At 71.1% G+C, this 25,577-nt stretch carries 26 protein-coding genes, 1 tRNA gene and 1 pseudogene; 13 read left to right on the forward strand and 15 right to left on the reverse strand.

Going from position 1 to position 25,577, the window contains the following annotated elements:
* Positions 1-10 precede the first annotated feature (10 nt).
* Together msrB and KAF39_RS00215 are read left to right on the forward strand one after the other, a co-directional pair.
* Entirely contained in the window at positions 11-415 is a 405-nt protein-coding gene (msrB, locus tag KAF39_RS00210; RefSeq protein ID WP_210675441.1) for a peptide-methionine (R)-S-oxide reductase MsrB, read from the forward strand.
* Positions 412-942 (forward strand): annotated as a pseudogene (locus tag KAF39_RS00215) (nitroreductase family protein); the annotation flags it as partial. The gene msrB and the pseudogene KAF39_RS00215, both read left to right, overlap by 4 nt.
* A gap of 143 nt (positions 943-1,085) precedes the next feature.
* Here KAF39_RS00215 and KAF39_RS00220 read toward each other — a convergent pair.
* Positions 1,086-1,997 carry a DMT family transporter gene (locus KAF39_RS00220; protein ID WP_210677891.1) on the reverse strand — a complete coding sequence of 304 codons (912 nt, stop codon included), beginning with the start codon at positions 1,995-1,997 and terminating at the stop codon, positions 1,086-1,088.
* 163 nt (positions 1,998-2,160) lie between these two features.
* Between KAF39_RS00220 and KAF39_RS00225 the strand changes: the two genes are divergently transcribed.
* The 4 genes from KAF39_RS00225 to KAF39_RS00240 all read left to right on the forward strand — a co-directional run bounded on the left by KAF39_RS00225 (position 2,161) and on the right by KAF39_RS00240 (position 5,843).
* A complete protein-coding gene (locus tag KAF39_RS00225) occupies positions 2,161-3,072 on the forward strand; it encodes an ABC transporter ATP-binding protein (protein ID WP_210675443.1) in 912 nt (303 codons plus the stop codon).
* Positions 3,069-3,893, forward strand: coding sequence for an ABC transporter permease (locus KAF39_RS00230; protein ID WP_210675444.1), 825 nt, complete (start codon positions 3,069-3,071; stop codon positions 3,891-3,893). The genes KAF39_RS00225 and KAF39_RS00230 overlap by 4 nt, the downstream gene beginning before the upstream one ends.
* A gap of 79 nt (positions 3,894-3,972) precedes the next feature.
* Positions 3,973-5,169, forward strand: a complete 1,197-nt coding sequence (locus KAF39_RS00235; RefSeq protein ID WP_210675445.1) for a sensor histidine kinase — start codon at positions 3,973-3,975, stop codon at positions 5,167-5,169.
* Positions 5,166-5,843: a response regulator transcription factor gene (locus tag KAF39_RS00240; protein WP_210675446.1), complete on the forward strand. Its 678-nt coding sequence runs from the start codon at positions 5,166-5,168 to the stop codon at positions 5,841-5,843. Before KAF39_RS00235 ends, KAF39_RS00240 begins: the two co-directional genes overlap by 4 nt.
* A 6-nt stretch (positions 5,844-5,849) precedes the next feature.
* On the opposite strand, the gene KAF39_RS00245 is transcribed toward KAF39_RS00240, so the two are convergent.
* From KAF39_RS00245 to KAF39_RS00255, 3 genes are all read right to left on the reverse strand, one after another.
* Entirely contained in the window at positions 5,850-6,803 is a 954-nt protein-coding gene (locus KAF39_RS00245) for an aldo/keto reductase (RefSeq protein WP_210675447.1), read from the reverse strand.
* Positions 6,804-7,052: 249 nt separating this feature from the next.
* A tRNA-Thr gene (locus KAF39_RS00250) sits at positions 7,053-7,125 on the reverse strand.
* Positions 7,126-7,167: 42 nt separating this feature from the next.
* Positions 7,168-8,118: a thioredoxin domain-containing protein gene (locus KAF39_RS00255; RefSeq protein ID WP_210675448.1), complete on the reverse strand. Its 951-nt coding sequence runs from the start codon at positions 8,116-8,118 to the stop codon at positions 7,168-7,170.
* Between the two features lie 228 nt (positions 8,119-8,346).
* Between KAF39_RS00255 and KAF39_RS00260 the strand changes: the two genes are divergently transcribed.
* Complete coding sequence (locus KAF39_RS00260; RefSeq protein WP_210675449.1) at positions 8,347-9,450, forward strand: ABC transporter ATP-binding protein; 1,104 nt, start codon at positions 8,347-8,349, stop codon at positions 9,448-9,450.
* An 80-nt stretch (positions 9,451-9,530) separates the two neighbouring features.
* Positions 9,531-10,835, forward strand: a complete 1,305-nt coding sequence (locus KAF39_RS00265; RefSeq protein WP_210675450.1) for a DUF4032 domain-containing protein — start codon at positions 9,531-9,533, stop codon at positions 10,833-10,835.
* 39 nt (positions 10,836-10,874) lie between these two features.
* Here KAF39_RS00265 and KAF39_RS00270 read toward each other — a convergent pair whose 3' ends face one another.
* The 5 genes from KAF39_RS00270 to KAF39_RS00290 all read right to left on the reverse strand — a co-directional run bounded on the left by KAF39_RS00270 (position 10,875) and on the right by KAF39_RS00290 (position 15,741).
* Positions 10,875-11,516, reverse strand: a complete 642-nt coding sequence (locus KAF39_RS00270; protein ID WP_210675451.1) for an NAD(P)-dependent oxidoreductase — start codon at positions 11,514-11,516, stop codon at positions 10,875-10,877.
* A 16-nt stretch (positions 11,517-11,532) separates the two neighbouring features.
* Complete coding sequence (gene rlmB, locus KAF39_RS00275) at positions 11,533-12,540, reverse strand: 23S rRNA (guanosine(2251)-2'-O)-methyltransferase RlmB (RefSeq protein ID WP_210675452.1); 1,008 nt, start codon at positions 12,538-12,540, stop codon at positions 11,533-11,535.
* Positions 12,533-13,939 carry a cysteine--tRNA ligase gene (cysS, locus tag KAF39_RS00280; protein WP_210675453.1) on the reverse strand — a complete coding sequence of 469 codons (1,407 nt, stop codon included), beginning with the start codon at positions 13,937-13,939 and terminating at the stop codon, positions 12,533-12,535. The genes rlmB and cysS overlap by 8 nt, the downstream gene beginning before the upstream one ends.
* A gap of 9 nt (positions 13,940-13,948) precedes the next feature.
* Positions 13,949-15,190, reverse strand: coding sequence for a 2-C-methyl-D-erythritol 4-phosphate cytidylyltransferase (ispD, locus tag KAF39_RS00285; protein WP_210675454.1), 1,242 nt, complete (start codon positions 15,188-15,190; stop codon positions 13,949-13,951).
* A gap of 68 nt (positions 15,191-15,258) precedes the next feature.
* Positions 15,259-15,741, reverse strand: a complete 483-nt coding sequence (locus tag KAF39_RS00290) for a CarD family transcriptional regulator (protein ID WP_045255828.1) — start codon at positions 15,739-15,741, stop codon at positions 15,259-15,261.
* A gap of 135 nt (positions 15,742-15,876) precedes the next feature.
* On the opposite strand from KAF39_RS00290, the gene KAF39_RS00295 reads away from it, so the two are divergent.
* Complete coding sequence (locus tag KAF39_RS00295) at positions 15,877-16,350, forward strand: DNA modification methylase (protein ID WP_210675455.1); 474 nt, start codon at positions 15,877-15,879, stop codon at positions 16,348-16,350.
* Positions 16,351-16,407: 57 nt separating this feature from the next.
* Here the strand turns inward: KAF39_RS00295 and KAF39_RS00300 are convergent, their stop codons facing one another.
* Entirely contained in the window at positions 16,408-17,091 is a 684-nt protein-coding gene (locus KAF39_RS00300; protein WP_210675456.1) for a response regulator transcription factor, read from the reverse strand.
* Positions 17,088-18,311 carry a cell wall metabolism sensor histidine kinase WalK gene (locus tag KAF39_RS00305; protein WP_210675457.1) on the reverse strand — a complete coding sequence of 408 codons (1,224 nt, stop codon included), beginning with the start codon at positions 18,309-18,311 and terminating at the stop codon, positions 17,088-17,090. Before KAF39_RS00305 ends, KAF39_RS00300 begins: the two co-directional genes overlap by 4 nt.
* A 213-nt stretch (positions 18,312-18,524) precedes the next feature.
* Between KAF39_RS00305 and phoU the strand changes: the two genes are divergently transcribed.
* On the forward strand, positions 18,525-19,223 hold the full coding sequence (phoU, locus tag KAF39_RS00310) for a phosphate signaling complex protein PhoU (protein WP_210675458.1): 699 nt from the start codon (positions 18,525-18,527) through the stop codon (positions 19,221-19,223).
* An 81-nt stretch (positions 19,224-19,304) separates the two neighbouring features.
* Here phoU and KAF39_RS00315 read toward each other — a convergent pair whose 3' ends face one another.
* The gene (locus KAF39_RS00315) at positions 19,305-20,054 is read right to left on the reverse strand and encodes a phosphoglyceromutase (protein WP_210675459.1); all 750 of its coding nucleotides are present in this window, start codon (positions 20,052-20,054) and stop codon (positions 19,305-19,307) included.
* 59 nt (positions 20,055-20,113) lie between these two features.
* Here KAF39_RS00315 and KAF39_RS00320 point away from each other — a divergent pair, with 59 nt between their 5' ends.
* The gene (locus KAF39_RS00320) at positions 20,114-20,935 is read left to right on the forward strand and encodes a class I SAM-dependent methyltransferase (protein ID WP_210675460.1); all 822 of its coding nucleotides are present in this window, start codon (positions 20,114-20,116) and stop codon (positions 20,933-20,935) included.
* A 131-nt stretch (positions 20,936-21,066) separates the two neighbouring features.
* Complete coding sequence (locus tag KAF39_RS00325) at positions 21,067-22,587, forward strand: amino acid permease (protein ID WP_210675461.1); 1,521 nt, start codon at positions 21,067-21,069, stop codon at positions 22,585-22,587.
* Positions 22,588-22,603: 16 nt separating this feature from the next.
* Here KAF39_RS00325 and KAF39_RS00330 read toward each other — a convergent pair whose 3' ends face one another.
* The 3 genes from KAF39_RS00330 to KAF39_RS00340 all read right to left on the reverse strand — a co-directional run bounded on the left by KAF39_RS00330 (position 22,604) and on the right by KAF39_RS00340 (position 24,779).
* Positions 22,604-23,716 (reverse strand): folate-binding protein YgfZ, encoded by a 1,113-nt coding sequence (locus KAF39_RS00330; RefSeq protein ID WP_210675462.1) that lies wholly within the window; start codon positions 23,714-23,716, stop codon positions 22,604-22,606.
* A 19-nt stretch (positions 23,717-23,735) separates the two neighbouring features.
* Complete coding sequence (locus KAF39_RS00335; RefSeq protein ID WP_210675463.1) at positions 23,736-24,338, reverse strand: FABP family protein; 603 nt, start codon at positions 24,336-24,338, stop codon at positions 23,736-23,738.
* A gap of 150 nt (positions 24,339-24,488) precedes the next feature.
* Positions 24,489-24,779, reverse strand: coding sequence for a hypothetical protein (locus tag KAF39_RS00340; protein ID WP_210675464.1), 291 nt, complete (start codon positions 24,777-24,779; stop codon positions 24,489-24,491).
* 74 nt (positions 24,780-24,853) lie between these two features.
* Between KAF39_RS00340 and KAF39_RS00345 the strand changes: the two genes are divergently transcribed.
* On the forward strand, positions 24,854-25,537 hold the full coding sequence (locus KAF39_RS00345; protein WP_210675465.1) for a response regulator transcription factor: 684 nt from the start codon (positions 24,854-24,856) through the stop codon (positions 25,535-25,537).
* Positions 25,538-25,577: the final 40 nt, after the last annotated feature.

The raw sequence follows: 25,577 nt of genomic DNA on the forward strand, positions 1-25,577 counted from the left end.
GGAGGACACGATGCCCTACAGCGTGGAAAAGACCGAAGACGAATGGCGCAAAGAGCTCGGTGAAGAGCAGTACGCCGTGTTGCGCCAGGCCGCGACCGAACGCGCCTGGACCGGCGAGCTGCTCGACGAGGAGCGTGCCGGACTCTACACCTGCGGTGCCTGCGGCGCCGAACTGTTCAAGAGCGGCACCAAGTTCGACTCCGGATGCGGGTGGCCGAGCTTCTACGAATCGGTCCGTCCGGACGCCGTGGAGCTGCTCGAGGACGACAGTCTCGGCATGGTCCGCACGGAGGTGCGCTGCGCGACCTGCGGCTCGCACCTCGGTCACGTCTTCCCCGACGGTTTCGGCACCCCCACCGGTGACCGGTACTGCATGAACTCGATCGCACTGAACTTCACGCCCGACGAGTCGTGAGCGCCCTCGACGCCGTCCGCGCACGGCAGTCCTGGTCGAAGGTCGGCGACACGGCCCCGGGCCGGGAGGAACTGCTGACGCTCGTCGGCGCCGCGGGCCGCGTGGCCGACCACTCTTCCCTGCGTCCGTGGCGGCTGATCGAGCTACGCGGGCCGGATCGCGAGGCGCTCGGCGCCGCGATCGCCGAAGCGCAGGGGGACGATGCGCCGTCGACCAAGCCGTTGCGCGCCCCTCTCCTCATCGCCGTCGTCGCGAGTTACCGCGCGAGTGAGAAAGTGCCGCGATGGGAGCAGGAGGCGGTGGCCTCGGGCGTCGCCCACGTGCTGAGCCTTCTCCTCGACGAAGCGGGCTGGGGCGTGATCTGGCGCACCGGGCACTACACGCGCTCCGAGCCCGTGGCGCGGATGCACGGGCTGGGACCGGACGAGGAGCTGCTCGGGTGGCTCTACGTCGGTTCGAAACCCGAAGGGAAGAGCCCGGGCCGCCGGAAGACCGTCGACGCGCGTGCGCTCCTCACGCGCCCGCCGAAGCCGTCCGCCGAGGTGTCCGCAGCGCGGGACGCGGCGGCGAAGGACACCGCGAAGGCGGAGAAGAAGAAGGCGAAGAAGGCCGCGAAGAAAGCCAGGAAGAAGGCCAGGAAGAAGGCGCGGAAGGCCGCGGACGAGCGGTCCTAGCGCCGACGCCGCCACGGCACCGCGACGATCACGGACGCCACGGCGACGACCACCATCGCGATCACCTGCCACAGCGCCGGCCCCGCCTGCGCCGGCCATAGCAGGTCGATGACGACCGAGGTCACGAGCTGTCCGAGCACCGACCCCAGGCCCATCAGCAGCACGCCCGTGTGCGCGACGATCAAGGCGCCCAGCAGGATGTACCCCGCCCCGAGGAAGCCGCCGAGGTAGAGCCAGGGCTCGGTCGGGAGGGCGGCCGGCCAGCCCCGCACCGCGACGCTGGTGCCGGCGGCGAGCGCGAGCACCACGGTCCCCGCGACGAAGCTCATCAACGTGGCCGCGATCGGCGAGCGGGCGCGCTGGGCGAGCCGTCCATTCGTCGCCGCCTGCCACGCGATCCCGACGCCCGCCGCGAAGGGCAGCAGCAGCATCCACAGGGGTGCCGTCGCCAGCACGTCCCCGGAGAGCGAGATCCCGACCGCGGCGAGCGCGAGCACGCCGCCCATCACCCGACCGGGGGTCACCGCCACGACACCGGCCGGTCCGAAGCCGATGCGGTCGAGGACCAGGCCGTGGAGGGTCTGCCCCGCGACCACGCCCACGGTGAAGAGGGACACGCCGAGGATCCCGGCGGTCAGCCCCTGGGTGGAGACGGTGAGTGCACCGCAGGCTCCGCCGAGGAGCATCCAGAACGGGATCGTGCGTGCGCGGATCCCGCGGACGAGTCGCACCGCGCCGCGACGCGCGAACGGCAGGAACGAGATGACCACGGCGAGCGCTGCGAGCCCGACGGCGAAGGAGAGGAACCCGGCGACGATGCCGTTGTCCACCCGCACGCCGAGGACCCCGTTGATGCGCGCCTGGATCGCCGTCATCACCCCGATGGCGACGGCTCCGCCGAGCGCCACGGGCGCGGGGATCCGACGGGAGGGGGTCACCCGTCGACACTATCGGAGCGGCGCGCCGGCTCGTCCTCCACAGCAGCGTCCTCCCGGAGGACGATCACCGGCGCTCGAAGAATCGTCCTCTGGGAGGACGCGCCACGGCGTGGCGGTCCGTAGCGTGGAGCGCATGATCACCGCAGAAGGCCTCACCAAGAGATTCGGGGACAAGACCGCCGTCGACGGCGTGTCCTTCACCGTCCAGCCCGGGACCGTCACCGGCTTCCTCGGACCGAACGGCGCCGGGAAGTCGACGACGATGCGCATGATCGTCGGGCTCGACCGCCCGACGGCGGGTCGGACGACCGTGGCCGGACGGGAGTACCGCAAGCTCCGGGCCCCGCTCACCGAGGTGGGCGTGCTCCTCGACGCCAAGGCGGTGCACACGGGTCGCACCGCCCGCGATCACCTCCGCGCGATGGCCGCCACGCACGGCATCCCGACCTCCCGGGTCGACGAGGTCATCGAGCTCGCCGGCATCGGCTCGGTCGCCCGCAAGCGGGCCGGCAAGTTCTCCCTCGGCATGGGCCAGCGGCTGGGCATCGCATCCGCACTGCTCGGCGACCCGCACACCCTCATCCTCGACGAGCCGGTCAACGGCCTCGATCCGGAGGGCGTCCGCTGGGTGCGGCAGTTCGTGCGCCACGCGGCGTCCGAAGGCCGGACGGTGCTGCTCTCCAGCCACCTCATGAGCGAGATGGCGCAGACCGCCGACCACGTCATCGTGATGGGCCGGGGCAAGGTCCTGGCCGACGCCCCGCTCGCCGAGCTCGTCCGCTCCTGGACCACGAACCGGGTCCGGGTGCGCACGCCCCGCCCCACCGACCTCGCGGCCGCGGTCGGCGGCCCCGACGTCGAGATCGTCAGCGCGGAGCCCGACCTCCTCGACATCGCCGGCCTCCCGGCCGCACGCATAGGCGATCTCGCCGCGGACCGCGGAATCCCGCTGCACGAACTCACCCCGACCACCGGATCCCTCGAAGAGGCCTACCTCGCCCTCACCGGCGACGCCGTCGAGTACCGCACGAAGGAGCTCTCATGACCGCCGCCCCCGCCGTGACGACCCCGGCCGTGGCCCCTCCCTCCGCCGACCCCGGGCGACGCCTGACGTTCGTCCGCGCGATGCGCAGCGAGGCCATCAAGCTCACCACCGTCCGCTCCACCTGGTGGTCGATCGCGATCGCCGCCGTCCTCACCATCGGCATCGCCGTCCTCATCGCCCAGGCGATCGACGCCCCGGGCTTCGACCCGATCCAGGCCGTGGTCATGCCCATCCAGTTCACGATGCTGCTGGCCGGCATCATCGGCGCCATCTCGGTGACGGGCGAGTACTCCACCGGCATGATCCGATCGACGCTGACGGCCGACCCCATCCGCGGGTCGGTGCTGCTGGCGAAGTCGCTCGTTCTCGCGGGCTTCCTTTTCCTGTCGTCGCTGGTGATCTTCGGCGTCGCCGCGGCGGCCGTCTCCGCGATCGTGTCCGGTCGCGAGCAGGGCATCGACTGGTCGGACCCGGAGAAGTCCTTCCTCCCGATCGTCGTGGCGTCGCTCGCGATGGCCGTCTTCGCGCTGATCGGCGTCGCGTTCGGCTTCATCCTGCGCTCGGGTGCGGGGGCCATCGCGGCGACCGTCGGACTGCTGTTCGTCCTCCCGATCGTGGCGAGCTTCTTCTCGCTCGCCGGGGAGGCCTGGGCGTGGGTGCTCGACGCCTCGGCCTATCTGCCCGTGTCCGCCGCGCAGAACGCGATCCTTCCGGGTGACACGGCCGCGCTGGAGGCTCCGGTCGCCTTCCTCACGCTCGGCTGCTGGGTCGTCGGCGGCCTGCTGGCGGCCTGGGCCGTCCTGCGCACACGCGACGCGTAGGCCGTCGGTGCGGGCGCGGCGACGCGGGCCGGACACGGTCCGGGAGGACGAGGGGCTGCGGCTCCCTCGTCCTCCCGGCGTGTTCCGCCGGTTCTGGACGCGCCATCCGGTCCTGGCCGACGTCCTGCTGGCCCTCCTCTGCACCCTGCTCACGCTCACCCCCGCCGCGCGGGTCGACCGCGACGTGCTCGGAGCGTACGCGATGCTGCTGTCGGTGCTGCTGCCGGTGTGCGTCGTCCTCGCCTGCGGCACGCTGCTCTGGCGACGTCGGCGCCCGTGGCTCCCCGCCGCCGCCGCGATCCTCCTCGAGGTCTTCCTCCTGTTCTCCGCGACGCCGGGGAGCAGCCCGCTGCTCCTGTTCGCCGGTTACTCGCTGGCCGTCTACCGCTCCGCCCGCGCGGCATGGATCGCGTTCGGCTCCGCCACCGCGGTGACGGGCGCCAGCGCCGGACTGCTCTACGGACTCGGTGTCTTCACACTGCAGGCGGCCGCCAACGCTCTGCTCGGCACGGTGGTCCTCGGTCTCATCGGCACGCTCATCGGCGTCAACGTGGGCAACCGGAAGCGCTACCTGGATGCCGTGATCGATCGCTCCCGCCAGTTGCTCGTGGAGCGCGATCAGCAGGCGCAGCTCGCCGCCGCCGCGGAACGAGCACGGATCGCGCGTGAGATGCACGACATCGTGTCGCATTCCCTGACGGTGGTGGTGGCGCTGTCGGAGGGCGCGGCGGCCACGGCCGACCGCGACCGTGCCCGCGCGGCCGCCACCGCCGCCGCCGACACCGCCCGCGACGCCCTCACCCAGATGCGCTCGATGCTCGGTGTGCTGCGCGACGACGACACCCCGCTCCCCCTCGCGCCCGTGGCGCCGGCGCCGCCGCAGGACACCGTAGCGGCCGCGCAGCGGACCGGGTACCCCGTCACGCTGTCGACCACCGGTCAGGCCGAGGTCTCGCCGGACGTCGCCCACGCGCTCGGCCGCATCGTGCAGGAGGGGCTGACGAACGCGATGCGGCATGCCCCGACCGCGACCTCGGCGTCCGTGCGCCTGGACTACGGGAGCGATACCGTGGTGGTCGAGATCGTCAACGACGGCGTGACGGGGCCACCGCGGGTCGGCGGCTTCGGCGTGCGAGGCCTCGCGGAACGCGCCGCGCACGTCCACGGCACGGTCGAGTCGCGGCCGGACGGGACGGGACGGTGGCTCCTGCGGGCCGTGCTGCCGACGTCGTCCGAAGACCCGGCCGTGACGCCGCCCGGAGAGGAGAAGACATGACAACGCAGATCCGTGTGCTCCTGGTCGACGATCAGGAGCTGATCCGTCTCGGATTCCGCATGGTCCTGGAAGCGGAGCCCGACATCGTGGTCATCGGCGAGGCCGGAGACGGGAGCGCCGCGATCGCGCAGAGTGCGGCGCTCGCTCCCGACCTCGTCCTCATGGACATCCGCATGCCGCAGCTCGACGGCATCGCCGCGACGCAGGCGATCGTGCGGGCGCACCCGGAGACGAAGGTGCTCGTCCTCACCACTTTCGACCTCGACGAGTACGCCTTCGGAGCGATCCGCGCGGGTGCCAGCGGCTTCCTGCTGAAGGACGCCCAGCGCCACGAGATGCTCTCCGCCGTCCGCGCCGTGCACCGCGGAGACGCGGCCCTGGCGCCGCGGGTCACCCGCATGCTGCTGGAGCACGTCGGGCCGGAGCTGGGCGCCACGACGCCGTCCGCTCCCGACGACATCGACGATGCCGGCTACCGCTCACTGACCGATCGCGAGCGCGACGTGTTCCTCGCGCTCGCCCAGGGTCTCTCCAACGCGGAGATCGCGGCATCCCTGTACGTCGGCGAATCCACGGTCAAGACGCACGTGGGTCGCATCCTGGCGAAGCTCGGAGCCCGCGACCGCATCCACGCGGTCATCCTCGCGCATCGGCTCGGCCTCGTCGACCGCTGACGGCGGTCAGCCCTGCGGGGGCGTCCAGGCCGACACGCGGTTCAGACGCTCGACCTCCTCGGACGACAGCTCCAGTCGCGCACCGGCCAGCAGGTCGGGCACCTGGTCGACCGTCCGCGCGCTCGCGATCGGCGCCACGACCGTCGGCTGCGCCCGCAGCCACGCCAGCGCCGTCGCGGCGACCGAGGCGTCGTGCCCCGCGCCGATCTCCTCCAGCGCGTCGATGATCCGCAGGCCCGCGGCGGTGGCGTACTTCGCGGCACCGCCCGCCCGCGGTGACCCCTCCCCCGCGCTGTCCGTCGAGCGGTACTTGCCGGTCAGGAAGCCACTGGCCAGGGCGTAGTAGGGCACGAGCCCGAGTCCGAACTCCTCCGCGACGGGGATGACGGTGTCCTCGACCTCGTTGCGGTGCACGAGGTTGTAGTGCGGCTGGATCGCGACCGGGCGGGCGACGCCCAGGCGGTCCGCGATCTCGATCCACTGGCGGATGCGGTCGGCCGAGTAGTTCGACACGGCCACGTGTCGCACGAGCCCGTCCGCCACCAGGGCGCCGAACGCCCCCACCGTCTCCTCCAGCGGTACGGACTCGTCGTCGAAGTGCGCGTAGTAGAGGTCGATCTCGTCGACCCCGAGCCGCCCGAGAGAGGCTTCGGCCGCGCGGCGGACGTTGTCGGCGGAGAGACCGCGGAAGGCGGGGTGCTGGCTGACCTTGGTGGCGACGACCACGCCCTGCGGACGGCGCGAAGCCAGCCACGCACCGATGATCGTCTCGCTCTCGCCGCCCTCGTTCCCCGGCACCCAGGCGCTGTAGGCGTCCGCGGTGTCGATGAAGTCGCCGCCGCCATCGAGGAAGGCTTCGAGCACGGCGAACGAGGTGTCGCGGTCGGCGGTCCAGCCGAACACGTTGCCGCCGAGGGCGAGGGGGAAGACGTCGAGGTCGCTGCTACCGATGCGGGTCATATCCGGGACAACCGTCGGAGACCGTTCCCGCATTCCCCCGCGGACACGAAACGTCATGATCCGCAGGGACGAAGAAGGTGCGCAGGTGACCGGGGCGGGGTGCCGGCCACCTGCACCGGAGTAACATAACACCCTCCAACGTTTTACGCGAATCCTGGGCACGCCGAGGTCGTCGCCCACCGGGAGTGGCGGGACGACGGGAGGGAGAGACTCACCCCGGATCAGGATGCGGGGTGAGTCGATCGAGAGAGCCGACTACGGGACTCGAACCCGTAACCCCCGTATTACAAGTACGGTGCGCTACCAATTGCGCCAAGTCGGCGGATGCCATCACAGCTTAGCGATGGCCGGGACACGCGGCGGACTACTTCGCCGGCGCCGAGGTCGCCGTCGGAGTGGGCGTCGGGGATGCGGACTCGTAGTACGCCTCGCTCGCGACGGACATCACGAACGTGGACAGCTCCTGCGGGTCGTCCAGGGCGCCGACATACGCCTCGCCGTTGACGATGATCATCGGGGCGGCGGTGAGGACGAGGTCGTCGGAACCGGGAAGAGGCCCGTCGAGCGCTCGCGCGGTCGCCTCCTTCGCCCAGCTGATGTAGTCGCCGTCCCGGATGCAGGAGCGCACCGTCTTGGTGTTGTCCACGCCGACGGCGCCCGCGAGATTCGCGAGCTCCTCGTCGGACATCCCGTCACTGCCCACCTCAGGCTGGTCGTCCAGGAGGTCGTGGTTGAAGGCGTAGAACTGGTCCGGCGAGTGCGTGGCCACGCAGGCCGCCGCCGCCGCGGAACGCAGCGAGTACTTGGTGCCGTTGGAGCTGGCGGTGAGGAGCGCGACCGGGTGGTAGCTGACGGTGGCCGCGCCGTCCTCGATCCACTGCGCGAGGAGCCGGGCGTTGGCGCGCTCGAACTTGCCCGCATCGGGCGACAGGTAGTCGACGTACACGTGCACATCCACGGCGCCGGCTGCGGACGGCTCGGGCGACGGCGTCTCCGTGGCGCCGGCCTCGGAGGGCTCGGGGGCGGGGGTGTCCGACGCGGAACCCGCGATCGCGGCGGAGGCGATGTCCGTCACCACGACGCCGTCCTCCTGCATGCCGCTCGGGCTCAGCTGCGGCTTGGAGGTCTGGGAGGTCACCGCGAGGGTCACGGCGGTTCCGATCGCGCCGACCGCGATGATCGCGACCGCACCGATGATGATCCGTCGCATGAGACGCGCCCGCGACTGCTGGGCGTGCACCTTCTGGGCCTTCTCCCGCACGGCCTCGCGCGAAGTGCGAGGTGCGGGGACGTTCGGCGTTTCGTCGCTCGACATCGTTCCTCTTGAGTCTCAGGGGGTCCGGGTTGGCCCCGACCGCCGTCGGGCGGCGATCGCCGCTGCGCACGGCCGGGTTCGATGCTAACCAGTGAGGCTGAGAAATACCCAGGTGCGGGCGTTCGTGCCATACTGATCCCGACCCGATGAAGGGTCACGGCGGGTCGCTCCGCCGCTTCATTCACTACGGATCGTCCGGCACGTACCTGCCGGTGAAGGAGAAACACGATGGCATCTGTGACTTTCGACGAGGCCACCCGCCTCTACCCGGGCGGCACCCGTCCGGCTGTCGACAAGCTCAACCTCGAGGTGGGCGACGGCGAGTTCCTCGTCCTGGTCGGTCCCTCCGGTTGCGGTAAGTCCACCTCCCTCCGCATGCTCGCCGGCCTCGAAGAGGTCAACTCCGGCCGCATCCTCATCGGCGACCGCGACGTCACCGATGTGCCGCCGAAGGACCGCGACATCGCGATGGTCTTCCAGAACTACGCGCTGTACCCGCACATGACGGTCGCCGAGAACATGGGCTTCGCGCTCAAGATCGCCGGCGTCGGCAAGGAGGAGCGGGCCGCCCGCGTCCTCGAGGCCGCCAAGCTCCTCGACCTGGAGCAGTACCTGACCCGCAAGCCGAAGGCCCTCTCGGGTGGTCAGCGTCAGCGTGTCGCGATGGGCCGCGCGATCGTCCGCCAGCCGCAGGTGTTCCTCATGGACGAGCCGCTGTCGAACCTCGACGCCAAGCTCCGCGTCCAGACCCGTACGCAGATCGCGTCGCTGCAGCGTCGCCTGGGCGTCACCACCGTCTACGTCACGCACGACCAGACCGAGGCGCTCACGATGGGTGACCGCATCGCCGTGCTGAAGGACGGCCTGCTCCAGCAGGTGGGCACCCCGCGCGACCTCTACGAGAAGCCGGAGAACGTGTTCGTCGCCGGCTTCATCGGCTCGCCGGCCATGAACCTCTTCTCGGCCGACCTGGCCGACGGCGGCGTGCGCTTCGGCACCGAGATCGTGCCGCTCGACCGCGACACAGTCGGTCGTGCCAACGGCTCGCAGGTCACCGTGGGCGTCCGCCCGGAGGACATCACGGTCGGTCCGGCCGACGGCAAGGGCCTCTCGGTCGTCGTCGACCTCGTCGAGGAGCTCGGCGCCGACGGCTACCTGTACGGCCACACCGAGATCAACGGCAAGCGCACCGACCTCGTCGCCCGCGTCGACGGCCGCAACCACCCGAACGCGGGTGAGACCGTCACCCTCGCGGCGAACCCGGGCCACGTCCACGCCTTCGACCAGGAGTCGGGCGACCGCCTGAACGACAAGCCGGTCGTCTCCGCCTGATCGGAGAGCACCATCCGCGGCGCGGGCTGACTTCGGTCGCCCGCGCCGCGTCTTTTCCCCGGTACCCCTCAGGAGCTCCCATGCAGGAATCCCTCCGGATCACCGCCAAGACCGTCGACCCCGGGCTGCTCGCGCTGCCGTGGTCGACACCCCTGGAGAAGTGGCCCTCCGAGCACATCGTCTCGCTGCCCAAGGGCCTGTCGCGTCACCTCGTCCGCTTCGCCGACCTGTCGGGCCGGGTCGTGGCCGTCAAGGAGACGACGACGGAGATGGCTCGACGGGAGTACGAGATGCTGGGCAACCTGTCTCGGCTCGACGTGCCCTGCGTGGAGCGCGTCGCCGTGATCGCCGGCCGCACCGACTCCTCCGGGGCCCCGCTGCCCGCGGCCCTCGTCACCTCGCATCTGCGCTTCTCCATGCCGTATCGCGCGCTGTTCACGCGCGTTCTCCGCCCGGACACCGCCACCCGCCTCGTGGATGCGCTGGCGCTGCTGCTCGTCCGCCTGCACAACGTGGGCTTCTACTGGGGCGACGTCTCGCTCTCCAACACGCTGTTCCGTCGGGATGCCGGGGCATTCGCGGCGTACCTCGTCGACGCGGAGACCGGTGAGCTGCACGAAGAGGGACTGACCGACGGTCAGCGCGCCTACGACCTCGACCTCGCCCGGACGAACATCGCCGGCGAGATCATGGACCTCGCCGCCGGCGGACGCCTGGAGCACGGGGTCGACGCCGTCGCGATCGCGGACGGCATCGTGTCCTCCTACCGCTCGCTGTGGGCCGAACTCACCGCACAGGAGTCGTTCTCCGCCGCCGAGACCTGGCGGATCACCGAACGCGTCGAGCGGCTCAACGCGCTCGGATTCGACATCGACGAGATGTCGATGTCGACGACCGCGGACGGCACCGTCGTCGAGATCCAGCCGAAGGTGGTCGACGCCGGCCATCATCAACGGCGTCTCATCCGCCTCACCGGCCTCGACGTCGAAGAGAACCAGGCGCGGCGGCTCCTCAACGACCTCGACGAGTTCCGCGCCCGTTCCACGAAGCAGTGGGCCGATGAGGAGATGTACGCCCACGAGTGGCTCACGCGCGTGTTCGAGCCGGTCGTCCGGGCGATCCCGTACGACCTGCGCGCCAAACTCGAGCCCGCCGAGGTGTTCCACCAGGTGCTGGAGCACCGGTGGTACCTGTCCCAGGCGCAGGGACGCTCGGTCGCCCTGGCGGAGGTGCTGACGAGCTACATCAACGACGTGCTCCGTCACCGCCGCGACGAGGCCACCATCATGGGACCGCCGACGGAGACGATGAGCCTCCCGGTCGTCACCGGCACGCTCTCGCTCGCCGACGACGAGGACGACGTCGACTGGCGCGATCTCGTCTGATGCCGTGCGGCGGTCGCTCCCCCGGCGGGAGGACGGGCGTCAGTAGCCGACCGTGAACCGCTCCCGGTGGTGGTTCCCCTGCTCGATCTCGTCGACGATCGCCACGGCGAAGTCCGCTCCCGAGATGAAGGACTTGCCCTCGTCGTCGCGGACGAGCACATCGCCACCGTCGCGGTAGTGCCCCGTGCGCTCGCCCTCGGCCCACGGCCCGAACACCTCGGCGGGATGCACGAAGAACCAGTCCAGTCCCTCCCCCGTGCTCTCCAGGAGCGCGAGCGAGTCGATGCCGACCTGCGCTTCGTGCTTGTACTCCTCCGGGAAGCCCTGGTCGAACAGCCGCGGTCCGCCGGGAGCGACGAGACTCCCTCCGGCACCGCCCACGACGCCCAGTCGGGTCTCCGTGCCGTCGAGCAGCGCGATGACGTTGGTGAGCGCCTCCAGGACACGGTCCTCCATGTCGCCGCGGGGCGACAGGGCGGAGACGACCGCGTCGGCACCGCTGAACACCTCGGCCAGCGACGCCGGGTCGAGCGCCGAGCCCTGCACGTACGCGGCACCGGCGACCGGATCCGCGGGAACCGAGCGGGAGATGGCGACGACGGCGTGGTCGCGGCTCACCGCCTCGGCGACGATGTGACGTCCGGCGTAGCCGGTTCCTCCCAGGACGATGATGCGGGCCATGCTCTGTTCCTCTCGGTCAGTCGGCGGCCGCGCGGACGGTGGCCACCTGATACAGCGCGACGGACGCGGCGATACCGGCGTTCAGCGACTCGGTCGCCGCGGAGATGGGGATGGAGACGATCTGATCGCAGGTCTCGGTCACGAGGCGGGAGAGCCCCTTGCCCTCCGAACCGACGACGATGACCACCGGGCGGTCCGCCAGCTCCAGCGCGGGCAGCGAGACGTCGCCGTCACCGTCCAGGCCGAGGACGAACACACCCTGCTTCTTGAACTCCTTGAGCTGCGTCGTGAGGTTGGTGGCCAGCGCCACGGGGATCCGGGCCGCCGCCCCCGCGCTGGTCTTCCAGGCCGCCGAGTTCACGCCGGCGGAGCGCCGCTGCGGCAGGATGATGCCGTGGCCGCCGAACGCCGCCGTGGAGCGGATGATCGCACCGAGGTTGCGCGGGTCGGTGATGCCGTCGAGGGCGACGAACAGCGGCGTCTCGCCGCGGTCGATGACCTCTTCCAGAAGGTCCTGCGGGTGCGCGTACTCGTAGGGCGGCACCTTGAGCGCCACGCCCTGGTGCACCCCGTCGAAGCCGGCCATCCGGTCGAGCTCCTGGCGGGTGACCTCGAGCACCGGGATGTCGCGGTGGGTCGCGATCGACAGCATCTCCTTGACACGGTCGTCCATCTCGACGCGCTGTGCGATGTACATCGCGGTCGCCGGGATCTTCGCGCGCAGCGCCTCGAGCACCGAGTTGCGCCCGGTGACCGTCTCGGTGTCGTTCGTGTTGTCCTTCGACCTGGCGGTGCGGTTGGGGTTGCCACCCGATGCCGGACGTCCGGCGGGCTTGCCCTTCCCTCCCGCGGCTGCATAGCGCTCGGCCGCGGCCTTGCGCTTGCCCGCGGGGTGCCAGGCGCGGTCCTCCGCCTTCGGCGTGGGCCCGCGTCCCTCGAGCGCCTTGCGCCCGAGTCCGCCCGTGCCCTTGGTCGGGCCCTTCTTGTTTCCCTTGCTCGCGCCGGGGCGCCCTGGCTTAGCCATCGATACTCCAATGAGTTCCGGCCGGAGTGTCCTCCAGCGTGATTCCTGCGGCGGCGATCGCGTCTCGGATGCGATCCGCCGCCGCCCAGTCCTTCTCCGCGCGCGCGGTGGCGCGCTGCGCGATCATCTCCTGCACCAGCGCGTCGAGCGCCGCCGCCTGCGCGTCCCCGCCGGTCGGCGAGCCCGCTCCCGGGTGCAGCCCCAGTATCCTCGTCATCGCCCGCACCGCCCGTGCCGCGTCCAGCGCCGCGGCCGTGTCGCCCGCGTCCAGAGCCGAGTTCCCGGCCCGCACGCTCTCGTGCACGACCGCGAGCGCCTGAGGGACACCCAGGTCGTCGTCCATCGCGTCGACGAAGGCGGTCGGGAGGCTCTGCGCGGCGTGGTCCCCGAGCCCGTCGCCGGCCGCGCGGGCCGCGCGCTCCAGGAAGGAGCGGATGCGGCCGAGCGCGGCCTCCGCCTCCGTCCAGGACGACGCGGACAGGTCGAGACTGGATCGATAGTGGGCAGCGGCGAGCGCGTAGCGGACCACCAGGGGATCGTGCTCGGCGAGCACGTCGCGAGCGAGCGTGAAGTTGCCGAGCGACTTCGACATCTTCTGCCCGTCGACCGTGACCAGCCCGTTGTGCACCCAGTAGCGGGCGAAGCCGTCCCCCGCGGCGGTCGACTGGGCGAGTTCGTTCTCGTGGTGCGGGAAGCGGAGGTCGAGCCCGCCGCCATGGATGTCGAACTCCGCGCCGAGGTAGCGCTTCGCCATGGCCGAGCACTCGATGTGCCACCCCGGCCGGCCGGGGCCCCAGGGCGAGGCCCAGGTCGCGTCGACGGGTTCGTCCGGCTTCGCGCCCTTCCAGAGGGCGAAGTCCTGCGGGTTGCGCTTGCCGCGCGGATCGGCGTCCTGCGCCGCCTCCATCGCGTCGACGGACTGATGCGTGAGGTCGCCGTAGGACGGCCAGGAGCGCACGTCGAAGTACACGTCCCCCGAACCGTCGGGGGCGGGATACGCGTGACCGCGCTCGATGAGCAGCGCGATGAGCTCCTGCATCTGCGGGACGGAGGCCGTCGCGCGCGGCTCGTACGTGGGCGACAGGATGCCGACGCCCGCGTAGGCCGCGGTGAACTCCTGCTCCATCCGATACGCGAGCGCCCACCACGGTTCGGTCGCCGTCGCGTTGGCCAGCACCTTGTCGTCGATGTCGGTGACGTTGCGCACGAACGTCACTTGCCCGTAGCGATGGGCCAGCCACCGACGCAGGAGGTCGAAGCTGAGCGCTGCGCGCACGTGGCCGATGTGGGGGCCGGACTGCACCGTGGGTCCGCACACGTACATCGTGATGTTCTCGGGATCGAGAGGCACGAAATCGCGCAGCTGCTGTGCGCGGGTGTCGTAGAGGCGGAGTGTCACCGCTCAAGCCTACTCGGCGGGCGCTGAGAGACCCCGATCCTGACGCGGGATGACGAGCGCGACGGCCGTCACGGCGATCCCCTCGCCCCGTCCGGGGAATCCGAGACCGTCCGTCGTCGTGGCCGTCACCGACACGGGCGCGCCGCCGAGCGCCGCCGACAGGGCCGCCTCGGCCTCCGCGCGCCGCCCGCTGAATCGCGGGCGATTGCCCTGGAACTGCACCGACACGTTGCCGACCGCGAAGCCCGCCTCGGCCAGGAGCTCTCCGGTGCGCGACAGGAACACGTCGGCGTGGGCACCCGCGTACTCCGGGTGGGCGGTGCCGAAGTGCTCGCCGATGTCGCCGAGTCCCGCCGCCCCGAGCAGCGCGTCGACGACGGCGTGCGCCACCGCGTCGCCGTCGGAGTGCCCGGACAGCGCCGGCTCCCCCGGCCACTCCAGGCCGGCCAGCCACAGGTTCCCCTCCCCGCCGAAGGCGTGCACGTCGGTGCCGATTCCCACGCGCGGGGCGCCTGCCACGACCGTCGGCGAGGGGGGCGTCGCGGGCACCGCGGGCGGGGACACGAGCAGACGGGCGCGTTCCAGATCGGCGGGGGTGGTGATCTTGAACGACCGCTCCGACCCCGGCACCAGTCGCACGGGATGCCCGGCCGCGGCGAACAGGGCGGCGTCGTCGGTGTACTCCGCTCCGTGCGCGACCGCGGTCTCGTACGCCGCCTCCAGCAGCGCGCGCGGGAACCCCTGCGGCGTCTGCGCCGCCGCGAGCTCCGCGCGATCCACCGCGCCCGTGACGAGCCCATCGGCCACGCGCTTGAGCGTGTCGACCACGGGCAGACTCGGCACGACCCCGGCATCGCCGACCACGGCGGCCGCGACGGCGTCGATCACCGCCGGCGGCGTCAGAGCGCGTGCCGCATCGTGCACGAGCACCGTCGTCACATCGCCCCAGAGCGCGGCGAGACCCGCCGCGACGGACTCCTGCCTCGTCGTGCCCCCGGTGACCACACGACCCAGGTCGACACGGTCGCCCGCCGCCGCCTGCAACTCGGTCTGCGCGTCGCCCTCGTACCCCTGGGGGGCGACGACCACGACCTGCATCGGCGCGGCCGCGAAGACGCCGTCGAGGGCATGCCGGAGGATGCTGTGGCCGTCGATCCCGACGAAGGCCTTGGGCGCCCCCGCGTCGAGACGGGTGCCGGAGCCGGCGGCGACGACGATGACGGCGGTGTGCGGAACGGGGAGGATGCTCACAGCTTCACGTTACCCGCGGGGACGACGAAAGGCGGGTGCCGGAGCACCCGCCTTCCGTGAAGGACGTCTCAAGACGCGAGGACCTCGTCGAGCAGCGCGCCCGCCTTGTCCTCGTCGATCTTCTCCGCCAGCGCCAGCTCCGAGATGAGGATCTGCCGGGCCTTGGCCAGCATCCGCTTCTCACCCGCGGACAGACCGCGGTCCTGGTCCCGGCGCCACAGGTCGCGCACGACCTCGCTCACCTTGATGACATCGCCGGACGCGAGCTTCTCCAGGTTCGCCTTGTAGCGGCGCGACCAGTTGGTGGGCTCCTCGGTGAACGGCGCGCGCAGGACCTCGAACACGTGGTCGAGGCCTTCCTTGCCGATCACGTCGCGGACGCCGACGAGGTCGACGTTCTCGGCCGGGACCTCGATGATGAGATCGCCCTGCGTGACGTTGAGCTTCAGGTACTTCTTCGCCTCGCCCTTGATGATGCGCTCCTTGACCTCGATGATGGTCGCAGCGCCATGGTGCGGATAGACGACGGTCTCGCCAACCTCAAAAAGCATAAAAACATGTCCTTTCGGCAACCTCAAGGATACCACAGGGGATATGCGCTAAGGTTCGCGCTTCCTGGTCCCGGCAGCCCCGACGACTTACCCATAGAATGGGGACGGATATCCCGCCGGACCTCAGGAGGACCCGTGAAATCGCGCCTTGTCGCGTCTGTCGCCATCAGCGCCGTCGTTCTGCTCGGCGCGACCGGGTGCACGTTCATCACCCCGCAGGCGACGAAGACCGAATACGCCGCCTCCGACGGTGTGAACGTCTCGGATCAGGACGGCCCCGTCGTCGTCCGCAACGCCCTGATCATCGCGAACGAGGACGGCACCGTCGGTAACTTCGTCGGCGCGATCGTCAACCCGACGCAGGAGCGCGGCACCCTCACCATCTCCCTGGAGGGCAGCGACCCCTTCATGATCACGGTGCCCGCCGGCGGATCGATCAGCCTCGGCGCCGACGAGGAGCCGCTGCGCATCGTCGACCTCGACACCATGCCCGGCGCGACCGTCGCCATGCACTTCCAGTCCGGCGACTCCGCCGGCGTCACCACCGAGGTCCCGGTTCTGGACGGCACGCTGCCGTACTACACGGACCTCGCCCCCGAAGAGGACTGAGTCCCTGACGCTCCGAGAGGCCGGCACCCCACGGGTGCCGGCCTCTCGCGCGTGCACTCAGCCCTCGAAGCGGTAGCCGAGGCCCCGGACGGTGACGAGCATCACGGGCTCGCTCGGGTTCTCCTCGATGCGCGAGCGGATGCGCTTGATGTGCACGTCGAGCGTCTTCGTGTCGCCGAAGTAGTCGCTGCCCCACACGCGGTCGATGAGCTGACCGCGCGTCAGCACACGACCGGAGTTGCGCATCAGCACCTCGAGGAGCTCGAACTCCTTCAACGGCATGTTGATCTGCTCACCGGCGACCGTCACCGTGTGCCGATCGATGTCGAGCGACACCCGGCCGCCCTCGAGCACCCGCTCGTCGAGCTCGCCCTCGGCCTGCACCACCCGTCGCAGCACCGCCCGCATCCGGGCGAGCAGCTCCCGCGACGAGTACGGCTTGGTGATGTAGTCGTCCGCGCCGAGCTCGAGCCCCACGACGATGTCGACCTCGGAGTCCTTCGCGGTGAGCATGATGATCGGCACCGCCGAGGTCGACCGGATCTGCCGGCACACCTCCGTCCCCGGCATTCCCGGGAGCATGAGGTCGAGCAGGACGATGTCGGCACCGCGTTCCCGGAAGGCCGTCAGCGCGCCGGGGCCGTCCTCGGCGATCTCCACCTCGTAGCCCTCGCGACGCAGGAGGTACGCGAGCGGGTCGGCGAGGTCGGGCTCGTCTTCGACGAGAAGGATGCGGGTCATGCGGTCTCTCCGTTTCGGACGCGGATGGCCCCCGTCGTCGGGGCGCTCTTGCGCGTGCGCTTCTTCTTGTTCTTCTTGCCCTGCTTGGCGTTCGCGGGGGCGTCGATGCGCGGCAGCCGGATGGTGAAGGTCGACCCCCGCCCCGGCCGGGACCAGAGCCGCACCTCTCCCCCGTGCCGCTGGGTGGCGTGTTTCACGATGGAGAGCCCGAGGCCCGTCCCGCCGGTGCGTCGGGACCGGGCCTCGTCGGCGCGGTAGAACCGTTCGAAGATCCGCTCCCGGTCCGCCTCGGCGATCCCGATGCCCTGGTCGGACACGGCGATCTCCACGACGTCGTCATCGGCCTTGACCCCCACACCGACCCGGGAGCCGCGGGGCGAGTACACGATGGCGTTGGCGATGAGGTTGCCGACGGCCTCGATGAGGATCTGCGCGTCTCCACGGACCCAGACCCCTCGGTCGCCCCCGCGGGCCAGTTCGACGCCCGCGGAGTCGGCCTGCACGACATGCGCCTCGATGGAGGAGGCGATGACCTCGTCGATCGACACCGGGGCCACCTCGGTGAGTCCGTCCTCGGCCTGCAGACGCGACAGGCTCATGATGCGTCCGGTCAGCTGTCCGAGACGGCCCGCCTCGGCCGAGATCCGGGATGCGAACGCCCGCACCTGGGCGGGGTCGTCGGCAGCCGACTCGATGGCCTCGGCGAGCAGGCTCACCGCACCGACGGGCGTCTTGAGCTCGTGGCTCGTGTTGGCCACGAAGTCCCGGCGCATCTGGTCCAGACGCTCCTGCTCTGTCACGTCGCGGATGATGAGGAGCACGAGACGCGACCCGATCGCGCTGGCCCGCGCGGACACGAGGCGCGGGTCGAGGCTGAGCCCGCCCCGGGTGATCCGCAGGGACTCCGTCGCGGTGTCCCCCGTCGATCGGACGCCGCGCACCAGCAGGCGCAGCTCCGGGTTGTCCAGCGTCGAGCCGACCTCGATCCCGAAGCGTGCGGCGGCCTGGGAGGTCGCGAGCACGAGACCGGAGACGTCCACGACGCAGGCGGCGTCGTCCATGCTGCGCAGCACCTCGGTGATCCCGGACGGGATCGTCATCGACGTCTCCTCCTCCGCCCGCGCCCTCGCCCGGTAGGCCCAGACGACGAGGAGCGAGAGGCCCACCCCGATCGCCAACCCGATGGCGAGGGAGGACAGCGCGAGCTGCGGCAGGGTCATGACTCCAGCGTAGAGCGCGTTCACCGTCGGTCCGGCGGGTTTCCGCGCCATCACGGGGAGCGGCGACGTACTATTCACTCGCTGGGCACCGTTCGTTAACCTTCGGAGCAGACAATCGCTTCAGGCCTGCGTGCGCGCAGCCCACCCCCTGCGGACGCCCCGCCGCCCCGCGCTGGACCGACAGCCGGGATCCGAATGAAAGGTTGCGCCACCATGCGCGAAGTCTTCCACCAGTCCCTCGAGGACCTGCAGTCCCGCCTCGTCGAGATCGCCGAGCTCGTCACGGTCTCCATCGACAAGGCGACGCGCGCCTTCGCCACCAGCGACGTCGCCCTGGCCGAGGAGGTCATCGCCGACGACGCCAAGATCGACGAGCTGGCCGTCGCGCTGGACGAGCAGGCCATCGAGATCCTCGCCCGCCAGCAGCCGGTCGCGCGCGACCTGCGGATCGTCGTGACGGCGCTGCGCGTCAGCGCCTCCCTCGAGCGCATGGGCGACATGTCCGAGCACATCGCCCAGCTCGCGCGGCTGCGCTTCCCGGAGCGCGCGATCCCGAAGGGCCTCAAGGGGACGTTCGTGAAGATGGGCGAGCTGGACGTCGAGATCTCCCGCACGCTCGCGGAGCTGCTCCGCACGCAGGACCTGAAGTTCGCGGACGCCATCCGCAACGCGGACGACGATGTGGACGAGCTCCACGCGAGCGTCTTCGAGAAGGTGCTCAGCGACAACTGGAAGGGCGAGGCCGTCGCGACCGTCGACGCCACCCTCGCCAGCCGGTACCACGAGCGCTTCGCCGACCACGCGGTCGCCGTGGCCAAGAAGGTCGTCTACCTCGCGACGGGCGACTGGAACGTCGAGGAGGAGGACATCACCCTCGCCGTCGAGCAGCAGGAGCAGCTCGGTCACGCCTGACGCGACACCCCCTCCATCGTCGAGACCCCCTACTGCAGTCGCGTGCAGCAGGGGGTCTCGACGTGGAACCGGGGTCTCGGGTTACTTCTTGCCCTGGGCGGCGACGGCCGCGGCACCGGCGGCGGCGGCCTCCGGGTCGAGGTAGCGGCCGGGGCCCGTCGGCGCGTTGTGCTCGTCGAGCTCGTACACGAGCGGGATGCCGGTGGGGATGTTGAGGCCCGCGATGTCGTCGTCGCTGATCCCCTCCAGGTGCTTGACGAGGCCGCGCAGCGAGTTGCCGTGCGCCGTCACGAGCACCGTCTTACCGGCTTCCAGGTCCGGGACGATCTCCGCGTCCCAGTACGGCAGCAGCCGGTCGATGACGAGCTTGAGCGACTCCGTCCGCGGGACCTCGCCGTCGATGCCCTCGTACCGGGCGTCGCCGACCTGGCTGAACTCGCTCGCGTCGTCGAGCGGGGGCGGCGGGACGTCGAACGACCGGCGCCACAGCTGGAACTGCTCGGGACCGAACTCCTCGAGCGTCTGCGCCTTGTCCTTGCCCTGCAGAGCGCCGTAGTGGCGCTCGTTGAGGCGCCACGACCGCTTCACCGGGATCCACAGCCGGTCGGCGGCGTCCAGCGCGATGTCGGCGGTCTGGATCGCCCGGCTCAGCAGCGACGTGTGCAGCACGTCGGGGAGGATGCCGGACTCGGCGAGGAGCTCGCCGCCGCGACGGGCCTCGCCCTTGCCCTGCTCGGTCAGGCGGACGTCCACCCAGCCGGTGAAGAGGTTCAGTTCGTTCCACTCGCTCTGGCCGTGGCGGAGCAGGATCAGGGTGCGCTTCGCAGTCATGCCGCCAGTTTATCCGGGGCGCGGATCGGGCACAGCGGCGGAGGAGGGAGGATGGACGTATGGCGTCATCTCCCCTCGGTCGGCCGACCCGCGGCACGACCGGGACGAACCGGCTGCGCCGGAACGACCGATGGATCGCCGCGTCCCCCGCCTTCCGCCGTGCCGCGGATCCGCTCGTCGTCGATCTCGGTTTCGGCGCCAGCGGCGTGACCGCCTTCGAGCTCGCCGCCCGGCTGCGTCGCGTGCGGCCCGACGCCGAGGTCTGGGGCCTGGAACTGGATCCGGAGCGGGTCGCGACGGCCGACCGTCAACGGGCGGAGGTCCGCGCCGGACGCACGCCGTTCCCGGCGGACCTCCGGGTCTCGTTCGGCCGCGGCGGGTTCGAGGTGCCGCTTCCGGGCGGGCGGCGTCCGGCGGTCATCCGGGCGATGAACGTCCTGCGTCAGTACGAGGAGCACGAGGTCGCGGACGCGTGGCGCACGATGGCCGGGCGCCTCTCCCCCTCAGGGCTGCTCGTGGAGGGGACGTGCGACGAGATCGGTCGCGTCGCGAGCTGGGTCGATGTCGACCCCGGCGGCACTCCGCTCCGCCTGACGATCTCCCTGCGGCTGCGGGAGCTGGAGCATCCGAGCATCGTGGCGGAGCGCCTGCCCAAGGCGCTCATCCACCGGAACGTCCCCGGTGAACGCGTCCACGCCCTCCTCGTCGATCTCGATCGCGAGTGGGATCGCGCGGCGCCGTTGTCGGCGTTCGGGGCCACGCAGCGATTCCTGGCGGCGGTCGCCGCGCTGCGGGAGAGCGGCTGGCCGGTGCAGGGCGGGCGCAGCCGGTGGCGACTGGGCGAGCTGACGCTGCCCTGGGAGGCCGTGGCTCCGGCGTGAGAGCGAGGCCTCACGTTGTATACCGGTGCGCAGGCGGTGACGGCGTCCGGACCCGCTAGCGTCGTATCCGGCGGGCCGCATCCACGCGTGCGCCGAGCCGATCGCCATGCGTCCCGAGGGCAGGAGAAGCGATGGCGACCGAGGAAGCACAGGCAGCGGACGGGTCCGCGGCGGCACGGGAGAACGAGCGGGAGCGGCTCGGCGACGTGCTGACCTCGGCCCAGGACTTCACCCACGAGCAGACCGGGTATCGCACGGCGTTGAAGGCCCGGCACCTGCAGATGATCGCCCTCGGCGGCGCGATCGGCACGGGCCTCTTCATGGGCGCCGGCGGGCGCCTGCACGCCGCCGGGCCGCCGCTCGCGGTGTCGTATCTGGTCTGCGGGGTGTTCGCGTTCTTCATCCTCCGCGCCCTCGGCGAACTGGTGATCCACCGCCCGTCATCGGGATCGTTCATCTCCTACGCGCGGGAGTTCTCCGGCGAGAAGCTGGCGTTCGCCGCCGGCTGGCTCTACCTGCTCAACTGGGGCATGGTCGCCATCGTCGACTCGACCGCCGTCGCGCTGTACGTGCACTACTGGTCGGCGTTCCGCGTCGTGCCGCAGTGGCTCCTCGCGCTGATCGCCCTGATCGTCGTGGTCGGACTCAACCTCGTCTCGGTCCGCCTCTTCGGCGAGATGGAGTTCTGGTTCTCCCTCGTGAAGGTCGCCGCGCTCGCGCTGTTCCTCGTGATCGGCGTGGTCTTCCTCGCCGCCGGCTGGGAGACCGACCAGGGGCCGACGGGCCTGGCGATGCTCACAGCGAACGGCGGCTTCGCCCCCGAGGGGGTCCTGCCCGCCGTGATCGTGATGCAGGGGGTCGTGTTCGCCTACGCGTCGATCGAGCTCGTCGGGACCGCGGCCGGCGAGACGGAGAACCCGGAGAAGGTGATGCCCCGGGCGGTCAACTCGGTGATCCTCCGCATCGCGGTGTTCTACGTCGGTTCAGTGCTGCTCCTGGCGCTCCTGCTGCCGTACACGGTGTACCGCGCCGGCGAGAGCCCCTTCGTGACGTTCTTCTCCCACATCGGCGGGCCGGCGGTCGGAGCGGTGGCGGGGAGCACCATGAACTTCATCGTGATCACGGCCGCGGTCTCCGGCCTCAACGCCGGCCTGTACTCCACCGGCCGCGTGTTCCGGTCCCTCGCCGCCTCGGGCGCCGCCCCGCGTGCGACCGGACGCATGAGCCGGCGCGGGGTGCCCGTCGTCGGCATCCTCGTCACGGCCGTGTTCGCCCTCGCCGGTGTGCTGCTCAACGCCGTGGTTCCCGAAGAGGCGTTCGAGATCGTGCTGAACCTGAGCGCGATCGGGATCATCGCCGCGTGGGCGACCATCATCATCTGCCAGCTCCGCCTCTACCGGCTGTCGAGACGCGGTGTGCTCGAGCGCCCGGCGTTCCGGCTGTTCGGCGCCCCGTACACGTCGTATCTCACGCTGGTGTTCCTGGCGTCGGTCATCGTGCTCATGGCCTTCGACTATCCGACCGGCACCTGGACGGTCGCGAGCCTCGGCGTCCTGATCCCCGCTCTCATCGGCGGCTGGTTCCTGGCGCGCGGACGCATCGCGGAGCTCGCGGCACAGCGGTCAGCGCGCCCCGCCCCGCGCGATATCTGATCGGCCGCCCGGCGGTTCAGCGTGCGGCGGTGTCGCGGGGGTCGGGGGCGGTGGGCCGCCGCGACAGCCGCGTCAGCCGCGGGATGTCCGCCGTCGCGCCCGCGTCCGCCGGAACGATGATCTGCTGGGAGGCGGCGATGTCGATGCCATCGGACCGCACCACGAGGTCGCCGACGGGGGCACGCCGGGACAGCAGGGCGAGCGCGATCGGCCCGTCCTCGTGGTGGCGTGCCGAGGAGGTGATGTGCCCGACCTCCTCGTCGCCCGCGAAGACCGGGGCCCCGGGGTCGGGAAGCACGGCGTCGCTGCCGTCGAGCTGGAGCAGGGCGAGACGCCGCGGCGGGTGTCCGAGGTTGTGCACCTTCGCGACCGTCTCCTGTCCGCGATAGCAGCCCTTGTTGAGGTGCACGGCGCTGCGGAGCCAATCCGACTCGTGCGGCAGGGAGCGCTCATCCACCTCGGCCGCCCAGCGGGGGCGCCAGGCGGCGATGCGCAGGGCCTCGGCAGCGAGGAGACCGGCGGCCTCCTCCCGGTCGATTTCCGCGGCGAGCGCGCGCGCCGCGGTCTCGGGGACGATGCCGACCCGCCAGGCGAGGTCGGCTCCCGGGTGGCTGGCCACCGCCGCGTACTGGTGGCCGCCGGCGGCGACGTGCTCCCACGGATCCGTCCACACCTGCACACCGTCGAGGCCGCGCACGCGGTCGGCGGCGGGGCCCCCGTCGACGAAGCCCAGCAGCGCGAGGTCGGGACGCCGGTCGACCGTGGCCTGTGTGCGGAACTTCATGCGCGTCAGCCACGCGGCCAGGGCCTCGGCGTCTCCGGCGTCGGCGAGGAGCCAGGTCGAGGTGCCGTCGTCGACGACGCCTGCGGCGTGCTCCACCCGGCCCTGCGGGTCGAGCACGAGGAGCTCGGTGCTCTCTCCCGCGCGCAGACCGCCCACCGCCTGCGAGGTGATCGAGTCGAGCCAGGGCAACCGCTCGGGACCGGAGACCTCGATCACGGCGCGGTCGTCGAGCGGGACGATCGCGGTGCCGGCGGCCAGACGACGCTGCTCGCGGAACGGATCGCCGAAGTGCGCGATCCCGCCGTCGGCGGCGATCCCGCCCGTCACGGCATCGAAGACGCTCATGTTCCCGGTGTCCTCTCGTTCAGACGCGGGCGAGACGCGCCGACGCGTGCGCCCGCAGCGGCGTGCCGAGGGCGGCGATGTCCCACGCCCACAGCAGATGACCGTCGACGAGTCCGTACATCCGCGAGGCGGAGCCGTAATCCTTCGCACCGGCGCCGCGCACGATCGCGTCCGACGTGAGGTCGACCCGCGGGCCGTTGATCTCGCCGAGGTAGTACTCGAGCATGCCGTCCGAGCGCGCCAGCGAGACCTCGAGCGGGAAGGCCCCGTTCGGTGCCCGCAGCGCCTCCACGTCGTCGACCGTGCGGACAACCGGGGTCGCCGTGGGCGGGAGCAGAGCCGGTCCGGGATCCGTCGCCGCGGCCGGACGCGCCACGCGCCAGAACCCGGACTCGGCGGTCAACGGGACGGCGGATGTGCTGTCGTCTCCGGCGAAGGTCGCGGTGGCGGCGTAGTTGAGGAACGGCCCGCCGTCATGGCTGAAGCTGACGCGGTGGGTGAACTCCCCCTGCAGGCGTTCGTCGCCGACCGGATAGTCGATGACGCCTGTCCCCTCCCACACGCCGATCAACCACGCCAGCGGGGCGAGGTCGGCGGGAAGGTCGGTGGGGAGCTCGATCACGATGTCGTCAGCGCTGACCGCGGAAGAGGTTGCGCAGCACCACGGCCGAGACGAAAACGATCGCGAGGCTCGCCAGGCCCAACAGGCCGATGAAGAAGATTTCGAGCGCCATGATGTCCATGCCCTCCACCTTACCCCCGGCGATCGGGGTCAGGAGGGGATGAGCGCGGCCAGACCGAAGCCGATCGAGATGAGGCCCATCAGCAGCAGGGAGCCGGTCACGCTGCTCGCGACGCGGAAGATGAAGCCCTGTGTGCGTCCGTACCAGAGCTGCACCGCGAAGGACAGCAGGACGACACCCCCGAAGCCCACCAGCATCCACTGGATGCGCCACTCCTCGGGGGTGAGGATCCCGATGACGACGCTGGCGACGAACGCGGTCGCCCAGACCGCGATCACGCCGGTGAAGGCGTTGCGGGGTGCGAGGGCCGGTTCTGACATGTCTCCATTCTTGCGCATCAACGGCCGCTATCATGGCGGCACGGCGTCGATCCCCCCGCCGGTGAGGAGTGCGCGTGGCCCTGGTGCTGGTTCTGACCAACGCTCCGCTCTCGGAGCAGGTGCTGCCCGCCCTCGAACTGCTGAGTCACCGCACGCGGCAGATCCCCGCGGAGCCCGCCCAGCTCGTGAACGCCCCGGAGTACGACATCGTGATCGTCGACGGTCGGCATGATCTCGTCGGAGCGAAGTCGCTGTGCCGCCTGCTGCGCGCGACGGGGCAGGACGCCCCGCTCCTCCTCGTCGTGACCGAAGGCGGCATGAGCGCGCTGTCGGGCGAGTGGGGCATCGACGACGTCCTGCTGGCGACCGCCGGCCCGGCCGAGATCGATGCGCGGGTGCGTCTCGCCCTCGCGCGGCGGGACGAGGTCGCCGAGCCGGCACGGGTGCAGGCCTCCGGCGTCACGATCGACGAGCAGTCCTACTCGGCGAAGCTGCACGGCCGGCCGCTCGACCTCACCTACAAGGAGTTCCAGCTCCTGCACTTCCTCGCCACCCACCCCTCTCGGGTGTTCACCCGCGAGCAGCTGCTCAGCGAGGTGTGGGGGTACGACTACTTCGGCGGCACCAGGACGGTGGACGTGCACGTGCGACGGCTGCGCGCCAAGCTCGGCGATCAGGAGCAGATCATCGGCACCGTGCGCAACGTCGGGTACCGGTTCAACGTCTATGAGGACGACAGTCTGGTCGGCTCGCGCTGACCGCCGTTCACACGCGCGACACCTGCCGGTGCTTAGATGT

It is taken from the genome of Microbacterium sp. BLY (assembly GCF_017939615.1).
Classification (GTDB): Bacteria; Actinomycetota; Actinomycetes; order Actinomycetales; family Microbacteriaceae; genus Microbacterium.

Excerpts from the sequence above, each read along its gene's own strand:
- KAF39_RS00305 (WP_210675457.1), bottom strand. The coding sequence starts at position 18,311 with ATGACCCTGCCGCAGCTCGCGCTGTCCTCCCTCGCCATCGGGTTGGCG.
- KAF39_RS00320 (WP_210675460.1), top strand. The coding sequence starts at position 20,114 with ATGGCGTCATCTCCCCTCGGTCGGCCGACCCGCGGCACGACCGGGACG.
- KAF39_RS00255 (WP_210675448.1), bottom strand. The coding sequence starts at position 8,118 with ATGTCGAGCGACGAAACGCCGAACGTCCCCGCACCTCGCACTTCGCGC.
- msrB (WP_210675441.1), top strand. The coding sequence starts at position 11 with ATGCCCTACAGCGTGGAAAAGACCGAAGACGAATGGCGCAAAGAGCTC.
- KAF39_RS00240 (WP_210675446.1), top strand. The coding sequence starts at position 5,166 with ATGACAACGCAGATCCGTGTGCTCCTGGTCGACGATCAGGAGCTGATC.
- KAF39_RS00330 (WP_210675462.1), bottom strand. The coding sequence starts at position 23,716 with ATGAGCGTCTTCGATGCCGTGACGGGCGGGATCGCCGCCGACGGCGGG.
- KAF39_RS00315 (WP_210675459.1), bottom strand. The coding sequence starts at position 20,054 with ATGACTGCGAAGCGCACCCTGATCCTGCTCCGCCACGGCCAGAGCGAG.
- KAF39_RS00300 (WP_210675456.1), bottom strand. The coding sequence starts at position 17,091 with ATGACCCGCATCCTTCTCGTCGAAGACGAGCCCGACCTCGCCGACCCG.
- KAF39_RS00265 (WP_210675450.1), top strand. The coding sequence starts at position 9,531 with ATGCAGGAATCCCTCCGGATCACCGCCAAGACCGTCGACCCCGGGCTG.
- KAF39_RS00225 (WP_210675443.1), top strand. The coding sequence starts at position 2,161 with ATGATCACCGCAGAAGGCCTCACCAAGAGATTCGGGGACAAGACCGCC.
- KAF39_RS00270 (WP_210675451.1), bottom strand. The coding sequence starts at position 11,516 with ATGGCCCGCATCATCGTCCTGGGAGGAACCGGCTACGCCGGACGTCAC.
- KAF39_RS00245 (WP_210675447.1), bottom strand. The coding sequence starts at position 6,803 with ATGACCCGCATCGGTAGCAGCGACCTCGACGTCTTCCCCCTCGCCCTC.
- KAF39_RS00325 (WP_210675461.1), top strand. The coding sequence starts at position 21,067 with ATGGCGACCGAGGAAGCACAGGCAGCGGACGGGTCCGCGGCGGCACGG.
- rlmB (WP_210675452.1), bottom strand. The coding sequence starts at position 12,540 with ATGGCTAAGCCAGGGCGCCCCGGCGCGAGCAAGGGAAACAAGAAGGGC.
- KAF39_RS00340 (WP_210675464.1), bottom strand. The coding sequence starts at position 24,779 with ATGTCAGAACCGGCCCTCGCACCCCGCAACGCCTTCACCGGCGTGATC.
- KAF39_RS00230 (WP_210675444.1), top strand. The coding sequence starts at position 3,069 with ATGACCGCCGCCCCCGCCGTGACGACCCCGGCCGTGGCCCCTCCCTCC.
- phoU (WP_210675458.1), top strand. The coding sequence starts at position 18,525 with ATGCGCGAAGTCTTCCACCAGTCCCTCGAGGACCTGCAGTCCCGCCTC.
- KAF39_RS00260 (WP_210675449.1), top strand. The coding sequence starts at position 8,347 with ATGGCATCTGTGACTTTCGACGAGGCCACCCGCCTCTACCCGGGCGGC.
- KAF39_RS00290 (WP_045255828.1), bottom strand. The coding sequence starts at position 15,741 with ATGCTTTTTGAGGTTGGCGAGACCGTCGTCTATCCGCACCATGGCGCT.